At 58.3% G+C, this 17,848-nt stretch carries 12 protein-coding genes; 9 read left to right on the top strand and 3 right to left on the bottom strand.

Annotated elements, in window-relative coordinates; genetic code table 11:
* The first annotated feature begins 46 nt into the window (after positions 1-46).
* The 3 genes from E4O97_RS24030 to E4O97_RS24020 all read left to right on the top strand — a co-directional run bounded on the left by E4O97_RS24030 (position 47) and on the right by E4O97_RS24020 (position 2,406).
* The gene (locus tag E4O97_RS24030; protein ID WP_078821691.1) at positions 47-982 is read left to right on the top strand and encodes a LysR family transcriptional regulator; all 936 of its coding nucleotides are present in this window, start codon (positions 47-49) and stop codon (positions 980-982) included.
* Between the two features lie 115 nt (positions 983-1,097).
* Complete coding sequence (locus tag E4O97_RS24025; protein ID WP_005789203.1) at positions 1,098-1,490, top strand: MerR family DNA-binding transcriptional regulator; 393 nt, start codon at positions 1,098-1,100, stop codon at positions 1,488-1,490.
* Positions 1,491-1,506: 16 nt separating this feature from the next.
* Positions 1,507-2,406 carry a hydroxymethylglutaryl-CoA lyase gene (locus E4O97_RS24020; RefSeq protein WP_248162442.1) on the top strand — a complete coding sequence of 300 codons (900 nt, stop codon included), beginning with the start codon at positions 1,507-1,509 and terminating at the stop codon, positions 2,404-2,406.
* Between the two features lie 548 nt (positions 2,407-2,954).
* Here E4O97_RS24020 and E4O97_RS24015 read toward each other — a convergent pair.
* Both E4O97_RS24015 and E4O97_RS24010 read right to left on the bottom strand, forming a co-directional pair.
* Positions 2,955-7,670, bottom strand: coding sequence for an NEL-type E3 ubiquitin ligase domain-containing protein (locus E4O97_RS24015; protein ID WP_248162440.1), 4,716 nt, complete (start codon positions 7,668-7,670; stop codon positions 2,955-2,957).
* A gap of 99 nt (positions 7,671-7,769) precedes the next feature.
* The gene (locus E4O97_RS24010) at positions 7,770-9,407 is read right to left on the bottom strand and encodes an AMP-binding protein (protein WP_248162438.1); all 1,638 of its coding nucleotides are present in this window, start codon (positions 9,405-9,407) and stop codon (positions 7,770-7,772) included.
* A gap of 151 nt (positions 9,408-9,558) precedes the next feature.
* Here E4O97_RS24010 and E4O97_RS24005 point away from each other — a divergent pair, with 151 nt between their 5' ends.
* From E4O97_RS24005 to E4O97_RS23990, 4 genes are read left to right on the top strand one after another with little or no spacing between them, the layout of a single operon-like run.
* Entirely contained in the window at positions 9,559-10,722 is a 1,164-nt protein-coding gene (locus E4O97_RS24005; protein WP_005789212.1) for an isovaleryl-CoA dehydrogenase, read from the top strand.
* Positions 10,723-10,733: 11 nt separating this feature from the next.
* On the top strand, positions 10,734-12,341 hold the full coding sequence (locus E4O97_RS24000) for a carboxyl transferase domain-containing protein (protein WP_228308596.1): 1,608 nt from the start codon (positions 10,734-10,736) through the stop codon (positions 12,339-12,341).
* Positions 12,342-12,356: 15 nt separating this feature from the next.
* Positions 12,357-13,163, top strand: a complete 807-nt coding sequence (locus E4O97_RS23995; protein WP_216091729.1) for a gamma-carboxygeranoyl-CoA hydratase — start codon at positions 12,357-12,359, stop codon at positions 13,161-13,163.
* Positions 13,160-15,085: an acetyl/propionyl/methylcrotonyl-CoA carboxylase subunit alpha gene (locus E4O97_RS23990; protein WP_248162435.1), complete on the top strand. Its 1,926-nt coding sequence runs from the start codon at positions 13,160-13,162 to the stop codon at positions 15,083-15,085. Before E4O97_RS23995 ends, E4O97_RS23990 begins: the two co-directional genes overlap by 4 nt.
* On the opposite strand, the gene E4O97_RS23985 is transcribed toward E4O97_RS23990, so the two are convergent.
* Entirely contained in the window at positions 15,082-15,717 is a 636-nt protein-coding gene (locus tag E4O97_RS23985; RefSeq protein WP_032880563.1) for a S24 family peptidase, read from the bottom strand. The two genes, E4O97_RS23990 and E4O97_RS23985, sit on opposite strands and share 4 nt — an antisense overlap.
* 130 nt (positions 15,718-15,847) lie before the next feature.
* Between E4O97_RS23985 and E4O97_RS23980 the strand changes: the two genes are divergently transcribed.
* Together E4O97_RS23980 and E4O97_RS23975 are read left to right on the top strand one after the other, a co-directional pair.
* On the top strand, positions 15,848-16,198 hold the full coding sequence (locus tag E4O97_RS23980; protein ID WP_177464476.1) for a DUF3077 domain-containing protein: 351 nt from the start codon (positions 15,848-15,850) through the stop codon (positions 16,196-16,198).
* A gap of 464 nt (positions 16,199-16,662) precedes the next feature.
* A complete protein-coding gene (locus E4O97_RS23975; RefSeq protein WP_005789223.1) occupies positions 16,663-17,814 on the top strand; it encodes a M14-type cytosolic carboxypeptidase in 1,152 nt (383 codons plus the stop codon).
* Positions 17,815-17,848: the final 34 nt, after the last annotated feature.

The raw sequence follows: 17,848 nt of genomic DNA, 5'->3' as shown, positions 1-17,848 counted from the left end.
CGATATATGATCGGCGCATGGACACTCACAATAAGAGCGCAACGAAATGAATTTGAGCAAGGTCGACCTCAACCTCTTCATCGTCTTTGATGCGATCTATACCGAAGCCAACCTGACCCGCGCCGGGCAGATCGTCGGCATCACCCAGCCGGCAGTGTCCAACGCCTTGGCACGTCTGCGCGAAACCTTCAACGACCCGCTGTTTGTACGCACAGCCCAAGGCATGGTGCCCACACCGATGGCGCAGAACATCATCGGCCCGGTGCGCAATGCCCTGTCGTTGCTGCGCGTGTCGGTGCAGGAAAGCCGGATTTTCAATCCCCAGCAGGCCGCCAAGACCTACCGCATCAGCATGACCGACCTCACTGAAGCGGTGATTCTGCCGTTATTGTTCCAGCGCCTGCGCCGCCTGGCGCCGACCGTGGTGATCGAGAGTTTCCTGTGCAAGCGCCGTGAGACCACCAAGGAACTGGCCGCCGGGCGCCTGGATTTTGCCGTGGATGCGCCGCTCAACACCGACCCGCAGGTGCGCCATGTCAAATTGATGGAAGACCGCTACGTGTGCGCCATGCGCAAGGGTCACCCCATGGCAGGCAAGGACAAATTCAGCCTGGATGACTACCTGTCATTGACCCACATCCATATCTCCAGCCGTCGCAATGGCTTGGGCCATGTGGACCTGGCGCTGGGCAAAATGGGCATCCAACGCAAGATCGCCCTGCGCTCGCAGCACTACCTGATGGCTTCGCAAGTGTTGCAGCAGACCGACATGGTCATGACCGTGCCCGAACGCTTCGCTCGTCGCCATGAACTGCACTGGTTCAACCTGCCGGTCAACGACGTGCCCCCGGTGGAAACCCACCTGTACTGGCATGAAAGCACCGACCAGGACCCGGCAAACCGCTGGATGCGTGAGCAGATGATCGAGTTGTGCCAGCAAGTCACCGCCCACGAAAAGAAGCTCGACAAACAGCAATCCTAAGGTTCAAGAATACCCATTGTGGTAGGGGGCTTGCCCCCGATGGCACGCGCAGCGCCCCTTGACGTTCACGTCAACCTGCAATTAGCTTAGCGCCAAGCCTTTCTTGAGCATCGCCATGAGCACCACCTACAGCATCTCCGACCTCGCCCGCGAGCTCGACATCACCACCCGCGCCATTCGCTTCTATGAAGAACAAGGCCTACTGGCCCCGGAACGTCGGGGCCAGGAGCGTATCTACTCGGCGCGGGACAAAGTCAGCCTCAAGCTGATCCTGCGGGGCAAGCGCATCGGCTTTTCCCTGGCCGAATGCCGCGAACTGATCGAACTCTACGACCCCAGCGGCGGCAACCAGATCCAGCTCAACAGCATGTTGGCGAAGATCGCCGAACGCCGCGAACAGTTGGAACAGCAACTGCTGGATATCGAACAAATGAAGCTGGAACTGGACACCGCCGAAGAGCGTTGCACCCAGGCCCTTGCGCACACCATGAGCCAAGCCGGCCATTAACCAGAAGGTAACTGCCATGTCCCTCCCCTCTTACGTGCGCCTGGTGGAAGTCGGCCCACGCGACGGTTTGCAGAACGAAGCCCAGCCCATCAGCGTGGCGGACAAAGTCCAGCTGGTAAACGCGTTGAGCGAAGCCGGCTTGAGCTATATCGAAGTCGGCAGTTTTGTCTCGCCCAAATGGGTGCCGCAGATGGCCGGCTCGGCTGAGGTATTCGCGCAGATCCAGCGCAAGCCCGGCGTGACCTACGGTGCACTGGCGCCGAACCTGCGCGGGTTCGAGGATGCGCTGGCGGCCGGGGTCAAGGAAGTTGCGGTGTTTGCCGCGGCGTCCGAGGCTTTTTCCCAGCGCAATATCAACTGCTCCATCAGCGAAAGCCTGGAGCGATTCGCGCCGATCATGGCCGCGGCCAAACAGCACGGCATCAGCGTGCGCGGGTATGTGTCGTGCGTGTTGGGCTGCCCTTACGAAGGCGATATCGCCCCGGAGCAAGTGGCCGCGGTCGCCAGTGAGCTGTACGCCATGGGCTGCTATGAAGTGTCCCTGGGTGACACCATCGGCACGGGCACCGCGGGCGCAACTCGGCGCCTGTTCGAAGTGGTCGGGGCGCAAGTGCCAAGGGACAAGCTGGCCGGGCATTTCCATGACACCTACGGCCAGGCCATCGCCAATATCTATGCCAGCCTGCTGGAAGGCATAAATGTATTCGACAGCTCTATCGCGGGCCTCGGCGGCTGCCCTTACGCCAGGGGCGCCAGCGGTAACGTGGCCACCGAAGACGTGTTGTACCTGCTCAACGGTTTGGGGATCGAAACGGGGATCGACCTGGAACGCTTGATTGGCGCGGGCCGGCAGATCAGCCACGTCCTTGGTCGACCTAGCGGGTCGCGTGTTGCGAAGGTGCGTAACGCCAGTTGAGTAGCACAGCTGTGACAATGTGTTACCGCACACCTGCACAACGGGTAACGCGGGAACATAATTCGTCATGCCTAGGCAAAACTATTTGCCAGAAAAATACTAACCACATGATTTTAAACGAATTTAAAAAGTTGGCACGGCTCCTGCTATCTCTATGGCATAACAAGAATAAAAAGCGCCAAACCTAATAAAAACAAGACGAAACGACTCTGACATAACAAAAACAACACGGCAGAGACGCAGCTAACAGATTTTTTTGGAGAAGATGTGCTTCGCAGGGTACGGCATGCCGCAACCCGCAACCGGATAGAGAAAAACAAAACTACCTCAGGTAGCTACCACTGGTTGGATCGTTTACGAAGAAGCAGGTCAGCGCTCAAAAAAATACGTTTGCTCTTGACCCCGGATGGGGGTCGCCAAAAACAGCGGTACGGGCCACGGCTACCAAAAACAACAACAGGCCGCCCCTCAATAATAAGAAAAGAGCACGCAACGACAAATTAAAGGGGACCTTCGGGTCCCCTTTGTGCTGCTTGCACTTATGTGACTTAGGCGGATGCCACCTTCTTCGTCGAAAATTGGTTAAGCACAGTAACCGTCAAAGCCCGCAGCGCAGCTGTTTCCTTGGCTTGTCGCTGCGCCCTCAGTTGTTTCATTTCCTGGTTATAGAAACCACTGGTCATTGACCCATCGGCCAGAATTTGATCCCGGCTCTTACCCAGCAGGCTGGCAACTCTGTTAACCGCTGTCTCGTACTCTAGCTGCCAAGCCTTCTTTGCATCCTGCTCTACAAGGTCATCCTGTGTGTTCTGCAGATCTACCACCTTTTCCAACGCCTCTTGCTTCTCGGTTATTACCTCAAAATCGGCCATCGTCAGGGTGCTGAGGTCCTGTGGGTATTGGGCGCGAAGTTGGTTTCTCCAAAATTCCATGTCCACAAAAAAATGACTTTTTTCACTGATGTTTTTTTCGCCCTCAAGCACTTGTACATAGGCAGCATCAAGAGTCTCCGGGGCCACACCCGCGATAGGGCGATAGAGCATTTCAAGGGATTTGATCGGCAAATCCAGTCGCTGCGCCAAGCCGGAGCGATAAGCAAAGATGACTTCGGCCTGCTCGGTGAAGGCCGGCCCGCGCGCCTCGACGTCACGCTCAGCGATGATATCTACCAACTCCAGGCGAAATAGTCGCTCTGCGGTGCCAATCAGGGTCGCCTCAACGTCATGCTCTCCGACCCTCTCAAGCGATTTTTCCACCAACAGATCAGTTTCCATGTTCATGAACTCCAGCACACTCCCGTCACCACAGGTAACGCGATCATCAGCTGATTTAAACAATACATCGCGAGTGTGTTGGTTCTCATGGACGGCCCCAATCATGTCCCAAACGCGCTCCGCCAGTTGCGGCCGGGTAACCCCGGATTTGTACTCTGCACAACGGGTTGTGTCCGCCACCACGGTAAAAAATGCCGCCGCCTCAGGGCTGGAACTGAGCTGGTCCCACATTTCGCCGCGACCGGCCTGCATGGCTGGGGGGGAATCGTGCAGCCACAACCTGCGCGCCTCAGCCAGGGTGACGTGGTCATCGGTAAGGACTACTTGCAACACAGGATTTTCATGCACGTTGATTCGGTCCGGATTCTCAACGGCGTACTCGGGCAGCTGAGTAATCGCGTTTGTGTGCAGATCGATCCAGTCCAGGTTATGCAGGCGCCCGGCACCTCTGGGGAAGGTCGTCGTTCCGGTATTCGCCAGATTCAGCCGGTTCAAGTCACGCATATTGCTCAGATCGGCGGCCCATCCCAACTGACGGTTATGGGAGAGGTTAAGTACGGTCAAACGCTGCATGCCTTCGAGTTGCGTCTGGCCTTGCCTCGTCAACCGAATGTCGTTACCACTCACATCGAGCCAGGTCAAATCCGCTCCACCGTTGGCAAACTCCGGCAGCTGCGTGAAGTTGCTAGAGCTGATATCCAACCAGCGCACACCGCCGAATGCGCTCAAGAAGGGCAAGGACGCATCCGAAAGGTACATTCTGGATAAATCCAAACAGTCCACATGGTCCATGTTCGCCGTAATCGCCGGTAACTCACCGGGTTGCTCATCAGCCAAGCGCAGGATGTACGCCATGCGCTCTTGCTCGGCGGCCACGGCCTGTTGCGGCGACCGACGCTGCCATGCATCCTTGATTGCATCGGCGACCCGGCCACGGGTCCTGCGTTGCTGGCTATCACCGTCGGCCCGCCAGGCGTCCAAGTCTGTATTGAGTTGCTTGAACTCGTCTTTGAGCAAATCCATTTTTGCCATAAATCCAATATCGTTGACGCCCTCTAGCCCCAGCATCTGATCCACCTCCTCGATGGACGTTGACGGATAAAGGTCTAACGCTGCCCTTTCACATGCATAAGGTCGACGACCCGCACCGCCTACCGGGCTCAATGGATAACCAAAGCGTCCATCGGCAAGGCGCATTGGCGGTTTGTAGCGTGGTTTGGCAGGCTGCATGCGCAGCAACGCACGCAGTTCATCGCGAGGCATCAGCGGCATTTGCTCCAGTGCCTGTTTCAGACTCGCGCCGCGATCAGAGGCCGTCAGGTTCATCGCCCTCCAATCCTCAGGTGAAACTGCTGACTGTACAGCCCCATAGATGTCCGCCTGATGGTTCAATACCGCGATTTTTTCGTCCTGTACCTCATAAAGGTTCTTGGGACCGAACTTGATGAAACGACGCTTGACCGCCGCATTCTCTGGCCCCACCGAATCCAGTAGGCGCTCTCCACCCGGCAGCCGTTCGACAACATCAATGCGCAGGTCTGATGGCCAACCAGGAAGCTTATCCAGACTGTGCAGCACCATGCGTTGCGTGTCGTCATTGGCCAGGGTTTTTCGGTATAACCCTTCATACGTTCGCGCCAAACGCACCTGCTGCTGATAATGACGGGCCTCTTCAGCCAAGTTCTGCGGCATGCGTTGGCGCTCGGTGAGCGCTTGCATTTCGGAGGAGTTGGCACCGTTCAACAGTTCCTCGACAACCGCCGTGGGTAGAGAAGGGAATAAGCGTTTGATAAACCTTACTGTCGCGCTTTCTCCACCCTCGGCGGCGGCGTAGCGCTGGGTGAAAAGGTCAGATTGATACGCCGCTCTCTGTGAGGCCCTGACAGTGGAAACTTCCTCTGCCACGACATTATCCATTTCAAGTCGCTTCAAGGTATCGGTCAGTAGCGCGGGCAGTGCTGCCTGGTCTGTATGTATCTTACGTAGAGTGTCCACTTCCGTTGCAGTCATTTGCACTATGCGTTCGAGCTTAAGAGGCTCATTGGCAAAACGCTCTGCCATCGGGCCCAACCGCTGCATCAACTGCGGCCCGGTCAATGTCATCGGGTTCTCGTGCTCATGTGCCCACGCCCCGGCGCCCGTACGGCTTACCTTTGGGGTATAAGCCGCCGGGTTGTCCGGATGCAGGATTTTAAAGTCATTGCTGGCACCCATCCGCTCCACCAAGTAATGCGTGTTATTTTTTTCCCGCAGGTATAATCCCCCTTCATGTTCAAACAATCCGTCTTCATTGGCCGTGAGACCATCAGGCATTGTGACCTGGCGCTGATAAGGCCTCAGGTCAGGAGAATACAGACGGATATTGCCATCGGGGCAACGAACGTGGGCCAGGCTTTCAACAAATGCCGTCTTGACCAGCGGAAACAACTTGGCCCCCACCGCCGCCGTAGATACATTAAAGGCAATGGCCGAAACGTGGGCCCATGCCGCTTTTGTATCCCCTTCGTCCCACGCCGCTATTCCCGATGCGACCTCCCATAACATTTGCGCTGCCCCAATTGCGAGCATCACGGGAGCCAGCTCGGGGAAAATAAAAACTGCAACATTCAATACATTCAAAGCCATGCTGCCCATTTTGACCAACCAGGCGTTACGTGCACGCTGATCCGCCGCATCATTGGAAACGGCCATCGCTTGCGCATTCCTCAGTATTAGATTGGCTTTTTGCCAAGCGTGTTCGCGCCACAACACCGAAAAACGCCCCCCATAAGAAGCGGTGACGCCCCTGAGATCCTTTTTGTCAGAATCATAATCTTCACGTTCAGAAAATTTACCGGAGGGATCAAGATGCCGCTTGAGCTTAGTAAAAAATACACCTTGTCGCTCGTAGGGTATGAACTGACTAAAAAACCTTCGATAACTTACCAAATACAATCGCTCAACCAAATCAAGTTTGAAGCTTGTCAAACTCGAGTATTCCTTCAACATACAAACAGGATCTCCTGGAATGAACACCACACAAGGCTCATTCATGAACACCAGGCTGCGATGAGCAACTTGCACATTGACATTACCTATAACAACAATTTGCGCCAGCGGCTGCCCAAGCAACTTAAGTCCCGAATAAGTGAGTGTTTTCTCTCGCCACTTTAATTCCTGATGGTTATCCGCTGTTTTCCGCATCACCTGGTAGGTGTCTTCTTGAATATCCCCGCACCCAAGCGCTACCTCGGCGGCGAACAGGAACTGATACCTGGCCGAATTCAACATGCGATTACGCATGGTCTTGGTGGCGGTGCCCGCTGCAAAGTTGGATGTGTCTTCGGGACAGATAAACGACTCGACATGCCTCAAGTATTGCGTACCCAAATCCAATTCTCGGCACAGGCTGGCAAACAAATGAGGTTGTATCGAGACTCTACCGCCGAGCGTTTGCGTATGATTGAACGTATAAGAGGGCGATTGTCGATGAAAATCATACTGAGTGATAAGCCTGGCGTTCTGATCGGCCACCTCAAGGGTATCTTCTATCGCAAAGTTCTTTAATGCCGCCTCAAGCAGACTAACACCTTCGTAATAGCAATAACATGATGCCTCTCGCCCAAAGACTTTAGAGCGATCAGCCGGCATCAACTTTTCAGTGGCAAAAAATAGCTGCCTTACATTGTGACGCCCACCGAATTTTTCTTTCATGGCCGCCACTAAAAGTGGTTCGACAAAATCCACAACCCCTTTAAGCCCATTAAAACTGTCATCCAGTCTATTCAGCGAATTAAAGCTGCGGATGTAAGCATCACTCAGCTTCAACTTTTTCCCCGACGACAAGTTTTTATACCATTCGGGCATCGCGAACTGCGTTTCAGAAAACTCCTTTTTGCGCTTAAGGTCGGCGGCGCCGTACCAGGACGGCAACCGGTCCTGTATCACCCGTGCATGAACGCTCTGCACCGCCGTTGATTGACTGCTGCCAGGTTGATCAAGCTCACTCATTTACCAAACTCCATTTGAAGGAACAAACGATCAATGTGCGATCGTTCGCGCTTCAAACGGTGGTATTCAGCTAGCCCGCGCTACAAAGCGCCCCACGGCTCATTCTCGGGCAGACGCCAACTCCTCAATGCTGATCTCGCGCATGCGAAATTTCTGGATCTTGCCCGTCACCGTCATCGGAAACTCGTCCACAAACTTGAAGTACCTGGGCGTCTTGAAGTGGGCGATGCGGTCCTTGCACCAGCTCGACAGTTCCAGCTCGTTGGCCACATGGCCGGGATGAAACTTGATCCAGGCGACGATTTCTTCACCGTAACGCTCATCCGGAATACCGATGATCTGCACATCGGCCACTGCCGGGTGGGTGAAGAAAAACTCTTCCAGCTCACGCGGGTACACGTTCTCGCCCCCGCGAATAATCATGTCCTTGTTACGCCCGGCAATGCAGACGTAGCCGTGCTCGTCCATGGTTGCCAGGTCGCCGGTGTGCATCCAGCCGGCCTCATCGATTGCCTCGCGGGTGCCGTCGGGGTTGTTCCAGTAACCGAGCATCACGCTGTAGCCGCGCGTACATAGTTCACCGATCACGCCGCGCACCACGGTGTTGCCGGCATCATCGACAATCTTGGTCTCCAGTTGCGGTTGGGTGCGGCCCACCGTGGTGACGCGCCGTTCTATATCGTCATCCGCCCCGGTTTGCAGCGACACGGGGCTGGTTTCGGTCATGCCGTAGGCAATTTGCACTTCGCGCATGTGCAGTTCGTTGATGACCCGACGCATGACTTCGATCGGGCATGTCGCCCCGGCCATGATACCGGTGCGCAGGCTGGCCAAGTCGAACCCGGCCCGGCCTGGGTGATCAAGCATGGCGATAAACATGGTCGGCACGCCATACAGGCCGGTGGCTCGTTCTTCGGCGACGGCAGTCAATGTCAGCAGCGGGTCGAAACCGTCATTGGGATAGATCATGGTGGTGCCGTGGGTGATGCAACCGAGGTTACCCATCACCATGCCGAAGCAGTGATACAGCGGCACCGGGATGACCAGGCGGTCCTGCGCGGTCAAGCCCAGGCTTTCGCCGACCATGTAACCGTTATTGAGGATATTGTGGTGACTGAGGGTGGCACCCTTGGGGAAACCGGTGGTGCCGGAGGTGTATTGGATATTCACGGGTTGGTCGAAGTGCAGGCTGGTCTGCCGGCTTTGCAGTTGCTCGGGCGGCACGCCTGCGCCCAGGGCCGATAATTGCGACCAGGGCATGAATGTCGGCGGCGGGCTGGGATCGAGACTGATGAGGCCGCTCAGCTCAGGCTTCAATGCCTGGAGCATGGCGTGGTAATCGGAGCTCTTGAACGAACCGGCGCACACCAGCCATTGGCAGCCGGATTGCTTGAGCACGTAATCCAGCTCACTGCTGCGATAGGCCGGGTTGATATTGACGAGGATCACACCGAGCTTAGCGCTTGCCACTTGGCAGATCAGCCATTCGGCGCAATTGGGCGCCCAGATACCCAGGCGGTCACCGATCTGCATACCCAAGGCGAGGAACGCCCGTGCATGCAGATCAACCGTCTCGGCCAGTTGCCGCCAGGTGTAGCGCCGCTGCTGATGGCGAACCACCAAGGCTTCGCCATCGGGATACTGCGCGACGGTTTGATCGAATGCCTGGCCTATGGTCATGGCCAGCAAGCGCTTGTCCTGAGAGCCACGGCTGTAGCTCTGATTCGGTTGATCCATAACGACCCCTTGTTGTCTTTTTTGTAGGTTGACGTAAACGTAAACTACGATTGACAGCACCGCAACGCAAGCTTACGTTAACGTAAAGGTGAGCGCCCTCCTCCTGCGCCCAACCCACACAACAACAAAGCTGACATTAAGGTGCCTGCCCATGAGTTACCCGTCCCTGAACTTCGCCCTCGGCGAAACCATCGACATGCTGCGCGACCAGGTGCAGTCCTTTGTGGCCAAGGAAGTCGCACCGCGTGCGGCGCAGATCGACATCGATAACCTGTTCCCCGCCGACCTGTGGCGCAAGTTCGGGGACATGGGCCTGCTGGGCATCACCGTGCCGGAAGAATACGGCGGCGCCGGCCTGGGTTACCTGGCCCATGTGGTGAGCATGGAAGAAATCAGCCGCGGCTCGGCCTCGGTGGCGCTGTCGTACGGTGCGCACTCCAACCTGTGCGTCAACCAGATCAATCGCAACGGCAACCACGAACAGAAACTCAAGTACCTGCCCAAGCTGATCAGCGGCGAGCACATCGGCGCCCTGGCCATGAGCGAGCCGAATGCCGGCTCCGATGTGGTCTCGATGAAACTGCGCGCCGACAAACGCGGCGACCACTACGTACTCAACGGCAGCAAGACCTGGATCACCAACGGCCCCGACGCCAATACCTATGTGATCTACGCCAAGACCGACCTGGAAAAAGGCCCCCACGGCATCACAGCCTTCATCGTCGAGCGCGACTGGAAAGGCTTCAGTCGCAGCAACAAGTTCGACAAGCTGGGCATGCGCGGCTCCAATACCTGCGAGCTGTTTTTTGATGACGTGCAAGTACCGGAGGAAAACATCCTCGGCGTGCTCAATGGCGGCGTGAAAGTGCTGATGAGCGGCCTGGACTACGAACGCGTGGTGCTGTCCGGCGGCCCTACCGGGATCATGCAGGCGTGCATGGATTTGATCGTGCCCTACATCCACGACCGCAAGCAGTTCGGCCAGAGCATTGGCGAATTCCAGCTGATCCAGGGCAAGGTTGCCGACATGTACACCCAGCTCAACGCCAGCCGCGCCTACCTCTACGCCGTGGCCCAAGCCTGCGAGCGGGGCGAGACTACGCGCAAGGACGCCGCCGGTGTAATCCTGTACAGCGCCGAGCGCGCCACGCAGATGGCCCTGGATGCGATCCAGATCCTGGGCGGCAACGGCTATATCAACGAATTCCCCGCCGGGCGCCTGTTGCGTGACGCCAAGCTGTATGAAATCGGCGCCGGCACTAGTGAGATTCGGCGGATGTTGATCGGTCGCGAACTGTTCAACGAAACCCGCTGAAGGAGCGCGTCATGGCCACCCTGCATACCCAACTCAACCCGCGCTCGGCGGAATTTGCCGCCAATAGCGCGGCGATGCTTGCACAGGTCGACGCCCTGCATACCCTGCTCGCCCACGTGCAACAGGGTGGCGGTGCCAAGGCCCAGGAACGCCACACCTCGCGCGGCAAGCTGCTGCCCCGGGAGCGCATCAATCGCTTGCTCGACCCGGGTTCGCCGTTTCTTGAACTCAGCCAACTGGCGGCTCATCAGGTGTATGGCGAAGACGTACCGGCGGCTGGCGTGATTGCCGGAATCGGCCGTGTGGAAGGCGTGGAGTGCATGATCGTCGCCAACGATGCCACGGTCAAAGGCGGTTCCTACTACCCACTGACAGTGAAAAAGCACCTGCGCGCCCAAACCATCGCCGAGCAGAATCGTCTGCCGTGCATCTACCTGGTGGATTCCGGCGGCGCCAACCTGCCGCGCCAGGACGAAGTATTCCCCGACCGCGAACACTTCGGGCGAATTTTCTTCAACCAGGCCAACATGAGCGCCCAGGGCATCCCGCAGATCGCCGTGGTGATGGGCTCATGTACCGCCGGCGGCGCCTATGTGCCGGCGATGGCCGATGAAGCAATCATGGTGCGCCAGCAAGCCACCATTTTCCTTGCGGGCCCGCCGCTGGTGAAGGCGGCCACCGGTGAGGTGGTCAGCGCCGAAGACCTCGGCGGCGCCGATGTGCACTGCAAGATCTCCGGCGTGGCCGACCACTACGCCGACAGCGACGAACACGCCCTGGCGCTGGCCCGGCGCAGCGTGGCCAACCTTAATTGGCGCAAACAAGGTGAGTTGCTGCAGCGCACGCCTGTGGCACCGCTGTACAGCAGCGAAGAGCTGTACGGCGTGATTCCGGCGGATGCCAAGCAGCCGTTCGATGTGCGCGAAGTCATCGCGCGGTTGGTGGACGCTTCGGTGTTCGACGAGTTCAAGGCGTTGTTCGGGACAACGTTGGTCTGCGGCTTTGCGCACTTGCATGGCTACCCGATTGCGATCCTGGCCAACAACGGCATCCTGTTCGCCGAGGCCGCGCAGAAAGGCGCGCACTTTATCGAACTGGCTTGCCAGCGTGGGATCCCCCTGCTGTTCCTGCAAAACATCACCGGCTTTATGGTCGGCCAGAAGTACGAAGCCGGCGGCATCGCCAAACATGGTGCCAAGCTGGTCACGGCGGTGGCGTGCGCCAGGGTGCCGAAGTTCACCGTGATCATCGGTGGCAGTTTTGGCGCCGGTAACTATGGGATGTGCGGTCGCGCCTATGACCCGCGCTTCTTGTGGATGTGGCCCAACGCACGCATTGGCGTGATGGGCGCCGAACAGGCCGCCGGGGTGCTGGTACAAGTCAAGCGCGAGCAGGCTGAGCGCGCAGGCAACGGTTTCAGTGCGCAGGAGGAAGCCGCCATCAAGCAGCCGATCCTCGACCAGTATGAAACCCAGGGCCACCCCTATTACTCCAGCGCGCGCTTGTGGGATGACGGTGTCATCGACCCACTGCAGACCCGCGACGTGCTGGCCCTGGCCTTGTCCGCCGCACTGAACGCCCGCATCGAGCCGAGCCGCTTCGGCGTGTTCCGCATGTAAATGGAGCTGCACCCCATGAACGATTTCAACACCCTCGAACTGATCACCGACAGCCGTGGCTTTGCCACGCTGTGGCTCAGTCGTGAAGCCAAGAACAACGCGTTCAATGCCGAAATGATCCGCGAACTGATCATCGCCCTGGACCGGGTGCAAGCCGACCCGTCCCTGCGATTTCTGATACTGCGCGGGCGCGGCAAGCATTTCAGTGCCGGCGCCGACCTGGCCTGGATGCAGCAGTCGGCCGAGCTGGACTACCACACCAACCTGGACGACGCTCGCGAACTGGCGGAGCTGATGTACAACCTGTCCAAGCTGAAAATCCCCACGCTGGCCGTGGTGCAAGGTGCGGCCTATGGTGGCGCGCTGGGGTTGATCAGTTGCTGCGACATGGCCATCGGCGCCGATGACGCGCAATTCTGCCTGTCGGAAGTGCGCATCGGCCTGGCGCCCGCAGTGATCAGCCCATTCGTGGTGCAGGCCATCGGCCAACGCGCGGCCCGCCGCTATGCTCTGACGGCCGAGCGATTTGGCGGCCAGCGGGCGCAGGAGATCGGCTTGCTGGCAGAGAGTTATCCGGCCGAGAGCCTGGATCACCAGGTGGACCAGTGGGTGGCCAACCTGCTGCAAAACAGTCCGGCGGCGATGCGCGCCAGTAAGGATTTACTGCGTGAAGTGGGCAACGGTGCCCTCACCCCGGCGCTGCGACGTTATTGCGAAAACGCCATTGCGCGCATTCGCGTAAGCGCCGAGGGCCAGGAAGGGTTGCGGGCCTTCCTGCAAAAACGTGCGCCGAACTGGCAAGCCCAGGAGCCGCGCTCATGAGCACACTGACCACCGTACTGGTAGCCAACCGTGGCGAGATTGCCTGCCGGGTCATGCGCACCGCCAAGGCCATGGGGCTGACGACCGTGGCCGTGCACAGCGCCATCGACCGTGATGCGCGCCATAGCCGCGAGGCGGATATTCGTGTCGATCTGGGAGGCAGCAAAGCCACCGACAGTTACTTGCAAATCGACAAACTGATTGCCGCCGCTCACGCCAGTGGCGCCCAGGCGATTCACCCCGGCTACGGCTTCCTCTCGGAAAACGCTGGCTTTGCCCGGGCCATCGAGGCGGCAGGCTTGATTTTCCTCGGCCCGCCCGCTGCCGCCATTGACGCCATGGGCAGCAAATCGGCGGCCAAGGCATTGATGGAAACCGCCGGTGTGCCCCTCGTGCCGGGCTATCACGGCGAGGCCCAGGACCTGGAGACCTTCCGCGCCGCCTGTGAGCGTATTGGCTACCCGGTATTGCTTAAGGCTACGGCCGGTGGCGGCGGCAAGGGCATGAAGGTGGTCGAGGATGTCAGCCAATTGGCCGATGCCCTGGCCTCCGCCCAGCGCGAGGCGCTGTCGTCCTTCGGCAATGGGCAGATGCTGGTGGAGAAGTACCTGCTCAAGCCGCGTCATGTCGAGATTCAAGTGTTTGCCGACCAGCATGGCCATTGCCTGTACCTCAATGAGCGCGACTGTTCGATCCAGCGGCGCCATCAAAAGGTTGTCGAAGAAGCGCCGGCGCCAGGGCTCAGCGTTGAGCAACGCAAGGCCATGGGCGAAGCGGCCGTGCGGGCGGCCCAGGCCATCGGCTACGTCGGTGCCGGTACGGTGGAGTTTCTGCTGGATGCCCGTGGCGAGTTTTTCTTTATGGAGATGAACACGCGACTGCAGGTGGAGCATCCGGTCACCGAAGCGATTACCGGTCTGGACCTGGTGGCGTGGCAGATTCGGGTCGCCCAAGGCGAGGCGCTGCCGATCACACAGGAGCAGGTACCCTTGATCGGTCATGCGATTGAAGTGCGGCTGTATGCCGAAGATCCGGCCAACGAGTTCCTGCCGGCCACCGGTCACCTGGCGCTGTACCGCGAATCCAGCCCAGGCCCGGGCCGTCGGGTAGACAGCGGTGTCGAGCAAGGGGACAGCGTGTCGCCCTTCTACGACCCGATGCTCGGCAAACTGATTGCCTGGGGTGAAGACCGCGAACAGGCACGCCTGCGACTTTTAAGTATGCTCGATGAGTTCGCGGTGGGTGGGCTCAAGACCAACCTGGGTTTTCTGCGGCGCATCATCGGCCATCCCGCGTTCGCGGCGGCCGAATTGGACACCGGGTTTATCCCGCGTTATCAGGATGAACTGTTACCGGCGCCCGGTGCGTTGAGCGATGCATTCTGGCAGGCAGCAGGTTCGGCGTTTATGCAGAGCCTGCCGGTAGGTGATGGGCCTTGGGCCAATAACCAGGGCTTTCGTGCGGGCCTGCCCGCCGAAGTGTCGCTGCATCTGAGCTGCAACGGGCAGGATCGGCTGGTGACATTGGCCGGGCACACGTCGCAGTTGTGCGGCGAGCAGCTGCTGATCGAACACCAGGGTGTACGCCGTGCCCATCTGGCGGTCCGCAACGAAGGCAGCCTGTACCTGCGCTGGAATGGCGAGATGCATGCCGTCAGGCTGTTCGACCCGATTGCGGCGGTCGAGGCCGGCCAATCTCATCAGGGCGGTCTCAGCGCACCGATGAACGGCAGCATCGTTCGCGTGCTGGTAGAGGTAGGCCAAACCGTTGAGGCTGGCACACAGCTGGTGGTACTCGAAGCCATGAAGATGGAGCACAGCATCCGTGCGCCCCATGCCGGGGTGGTCAAGGCGCTGTTCTGCCAGGAAGGTGAAATGGTTGCCGAAGGCAGCGCGCTGGTGGAGCTTGAAACCACCGCCTAGAACTTCGCGGTGGCTTGCACCACGACGCCAAGGATGTGGCAGTCGTCGGTGAGCAGCGCCTTGGGGTACGTCGGATTGAGCGGCACCAGATAGCGCTGGCCGCTCTCTTCCTGCAATTGGCGAAAAGTGGCCTGGGAACTGCCAGACCATTGGGCGACAACCAGTTTGCCGGGTACAGGATCGATGGCCGGGTCCACCAGGATCATCGTCCCGGCACCGATGCTCATGCCCGTGGGCGCGGTCATGGCGTCGCCCATTACAGGCAGCCAGAACGCCTCGCCACGCGCGTGGTAATCGGTCAATTCGTAGCGGCCAGGCCCATAGAGTGCACGCTCTTCGCGCAGCTCGCACGCCTGCTGCCAGTCGCTGACCGGATAGCGAAAATACGGGTTGTAGTGCTGTTGCAACGCAGGCTCTTGCGCGGCCCGTTCGCGAATCTCCAGCGCCACCTCCAGGTAGCCCAGCCCGAGCTCGGCCAGCACCCGGTTCATGTCCGCAAGGCTCGGCACTCGGCGCTTGTTGAGCCAATGGCCGACGCCGCCCTGGGACATACCCAGGCGCTCTGCCAGTTGCTCCTGCGTGACCTTGCGGTCTTTCATGTTGGCTTTGACCAACGCTATCCAGTTATCCATGGCGCCTGACAATACGGTGCGTATTTTTCGGGGCAATAAACAGTTTGTAGTAATCCATAAAACGACATAAATACGATACGTACTATCATCAAGCCTAAGGATTTCGACACCCACCGGAGTACTGCCGCTTATGACGAATAGCCCGCTTTCATTGCCTGAAATACCCGAACAGGTTGAATTACAGAACATGTGCCACAGCGGCGCGGCCCAGCGCGCGCTGGACTATTACTTGAAAGAAGATATGTCGGCACCAGCCGTGGAGGGTGCCCTGTTCGCGATCAAGCCGGGCGTCAGCCAAGAGGAAGCCCTGGTTCACGCGTCTGACCTGCTGCGCAGTGCTGCGGCAACCGCCTACGAATCAGCGTGCAGCCATCAAGGCAATCAGCGCGACCTGGCGTTTTCCGTGGTGTATTTGATCGATATGGCGAAGGCGATGGTGGAGCGCTCGTTGCAAGCGCCGGGGGCCCAGGCAAACGCGTAACAGACACGAAAGAAAAATATTTCTATCCAAGGGATAAAAACATTTGACTTGCAAATGATAATGATTATTATTGGACCAAGCTGATCGCGAGATCAGTCGATAGACCAAGGGACCTTAGGTCGGACTCTTGGAATATCTCCTCATCAGGCTAATCACGGTTTTTGACCCGGCTCTTTGGCCGGGTCTTTTTTTTGCCAGTTTCCCTGGCATGGCTTCAGGCTAATGAAGACTGTGTGTTGCTCGATGGCGCGCATGGTAGCAAAAGACCATCGTCGAAAGAAAGCCACACGACAGCTCTAGCCCGGATCTTTGCGAAATAGCGCTTGAGAATCAATCTCATAGCCCCTAAGCTGCCGCGGCGTCAGGGATGACGCCCCCTCCCCGTGCAACAATTTTGCATCCAGGTTTTACCTGACCTCTGTGTAATATAGCCGCCACATCACTCATATTCAGGCAACCAGACTATGACCGTGGCCTTGACCTCCATCAAGATCAGCACCGACTTCGACAGCGGCAATATCCAGGTCCTGGATGCCAGCGATGCCTATCAGTTGTTACTGGCAATCAAACCCGACACCCGCAGCAAACATTTTCAATGGTTCCACTTCAAGGCCGAAGGCATGCATGTGGGGCACACCCACACTTTTCGATTGAGCAACGCCGGTGGCTCATCCTATAAACACGCCTGGAGCGGCTACAATGCCGTGGCATCCTATGACCATATCAACTGGTTCCGGGTGCCAACGCGCTTTGATGGCGAGATCCTGCATATCACGCTCCAGACCCGCGAAAAGCACGTATGGTTCGCCTACTTCGAACCCTACAGCCGTGAACGTCACGACTGGCTGATCGAACAAGCCCTGAAGTACGCCGGCGTCAAGCTGCTGGCCACCGGCAAGAGTGTCGAGGGCCGCGATATACAACTGTTGCGCCGTGGCAAAGGGGCTGAAGGTCGCCGTAAGGTGTGGATCATTGCCCAACAGCACCCCGGCGAACACATGGCCGAATGGTTTATGGAGGGCGTGATTGAACGCCTGCAAAAGGACGGTGACGCGGAGTTGAAAAAACTCTTGAAAGTGGCCGACCTGTACCTGGTGCCCAACATGAACCCCGATGGCGCTTTTCACGGTCACCTGCGTACCAACGCCATGGGCCAGGATCTGAACCGCGCCTGGCAGAGCGCCAATCAGGAAACCAGCCCGGAAGTACTGTTTGTGCAGCAGCAAATGGAAAAGTACGGCGTGGACCTGTTCCTCGATATCCATGGCGACGAAGAAATCCCCTACATCTTCACCGCCGGCTGCGAAGGCAATCCAGGCTACACCCCACGCATCGAAGCCCTGGAAAAACACTTTCGCAACCACCTGAGCCATCTGACCCGGGACTTCCAAACCACCTACGGCTACACCCGCGACCTGCCGGGCGAAGCTAACATGACCCTGGCCTGCAACGCAGTCGGTGAGAAGTACGACTGCCTGTCCCTGACCCTGGAGATGCCCTTCAAGGACAACGACGATGCGCCCAACCCGCGTACCGGCTGGTCGGGCGATCGATCGAAACAGCTGGGCAAGGACGTATTGAGCAGCGTCGCCGATATCGTCGGGCTTTTGCGTTAACCCTTGTGGCAAGCTTTTTGTGGCGAGCGAGCTT

Source organism: Pseudomonas sp. W15Feb34 (assembly GCF_023127765.1).
Classification (GTDB): domain Bacteria; phylum Pseudomonadota; class Gammaproteobacteria; order Pseudomonadales; family Pseudomonadaceae; genus Aquipseudomonas; species Aquipseudomonas synxantha_A.
Note: the sequence above shows the minus strand (reverse complement) of the source record. Positions and strands in the feature narration are given on the sequence as shown.

Coding starts and splice junctions, on each gene's coding strand:
- E4O97_RS23980 (WP_177464476.1), top strand. CDS start 15,848: ATGACGAATAGCCCGCTTTCATTGCCTGAAATACCCGAACAGGTTGAA.
- E4O97_RS23995 (WP_216091729.1), top strand. CDS start 12,357: ATGAACGATTTCAACACCCTCGAACTGATCACCGACAGCCGTGGCTTT.
- E4O97_RS24015 (WP_248162440.1), bottom strand. CDS start 7,670: ATGAGTGAGCTTGATCAACCTGGCAGCAGTCAATCAACGGCGGTGCAG.
- E4O97_RS24000 (WP_228308596.1), top strand. CDS start 10,734: ATGGCCACCCTGCATACCCAACTCAACCCGCGCTCGGCGGAATTTGCC.
- E4O97_RS23985 (WP_032880563.1), bottom strand. CDS start 15,717: ATGGATAACTGGATAGCGTTGGTCAAAGCCAACATGAAAGACCGCAAG.
- E4O97_RS23975 (WP_005789223.1), top strand. CDS start 16,663: ATGACCGTGGCCTTGACCTCCATCAAGATCAGCACCGACTTCGACAGC.
- E4O97_RS23990 (WP_248162435.1), top strand. CDS start 13,160: ATGAGCACACTGACCACCGTACTGGTAGCCAACCGTGGCGAGATTGCC.
- E4O97_RS24010 (WP_248162438.1), bottom strand. CDS start 9,407: ATGGATCAACCGAATCAGAGCTACAGCCGTGGCTCTCAGGACAAGCGC.
- E4O97_RS24025 (WP_005789203.1), top strand. CDS start 1,098: ATGAGCACCACCTACAGCATCTCCGACCTCGCCCGCGAGCTCGACATC.
- E4O97_RS24030 (WP_078821691.1), top strand. CDS start 47: ATGAATTTGAGCAAGGTCGACCTCAACCTCTTCATCGTCTTTGATGCG.
- E4O97_RS24020 (WP_248162442.1), top strand. CDS start 1,507: ATGTCCCTCCCCTCTTACGTGCGCCTGGTGGAAGTCGGCCCACGCGAC.
- E4O97_RS24005 (WP_005789212.1), top strand. CDS start 9,559: ATGAGTTACCCGTCCCTGAACTTCGCCCTCGGCGAAACCATCGACATG.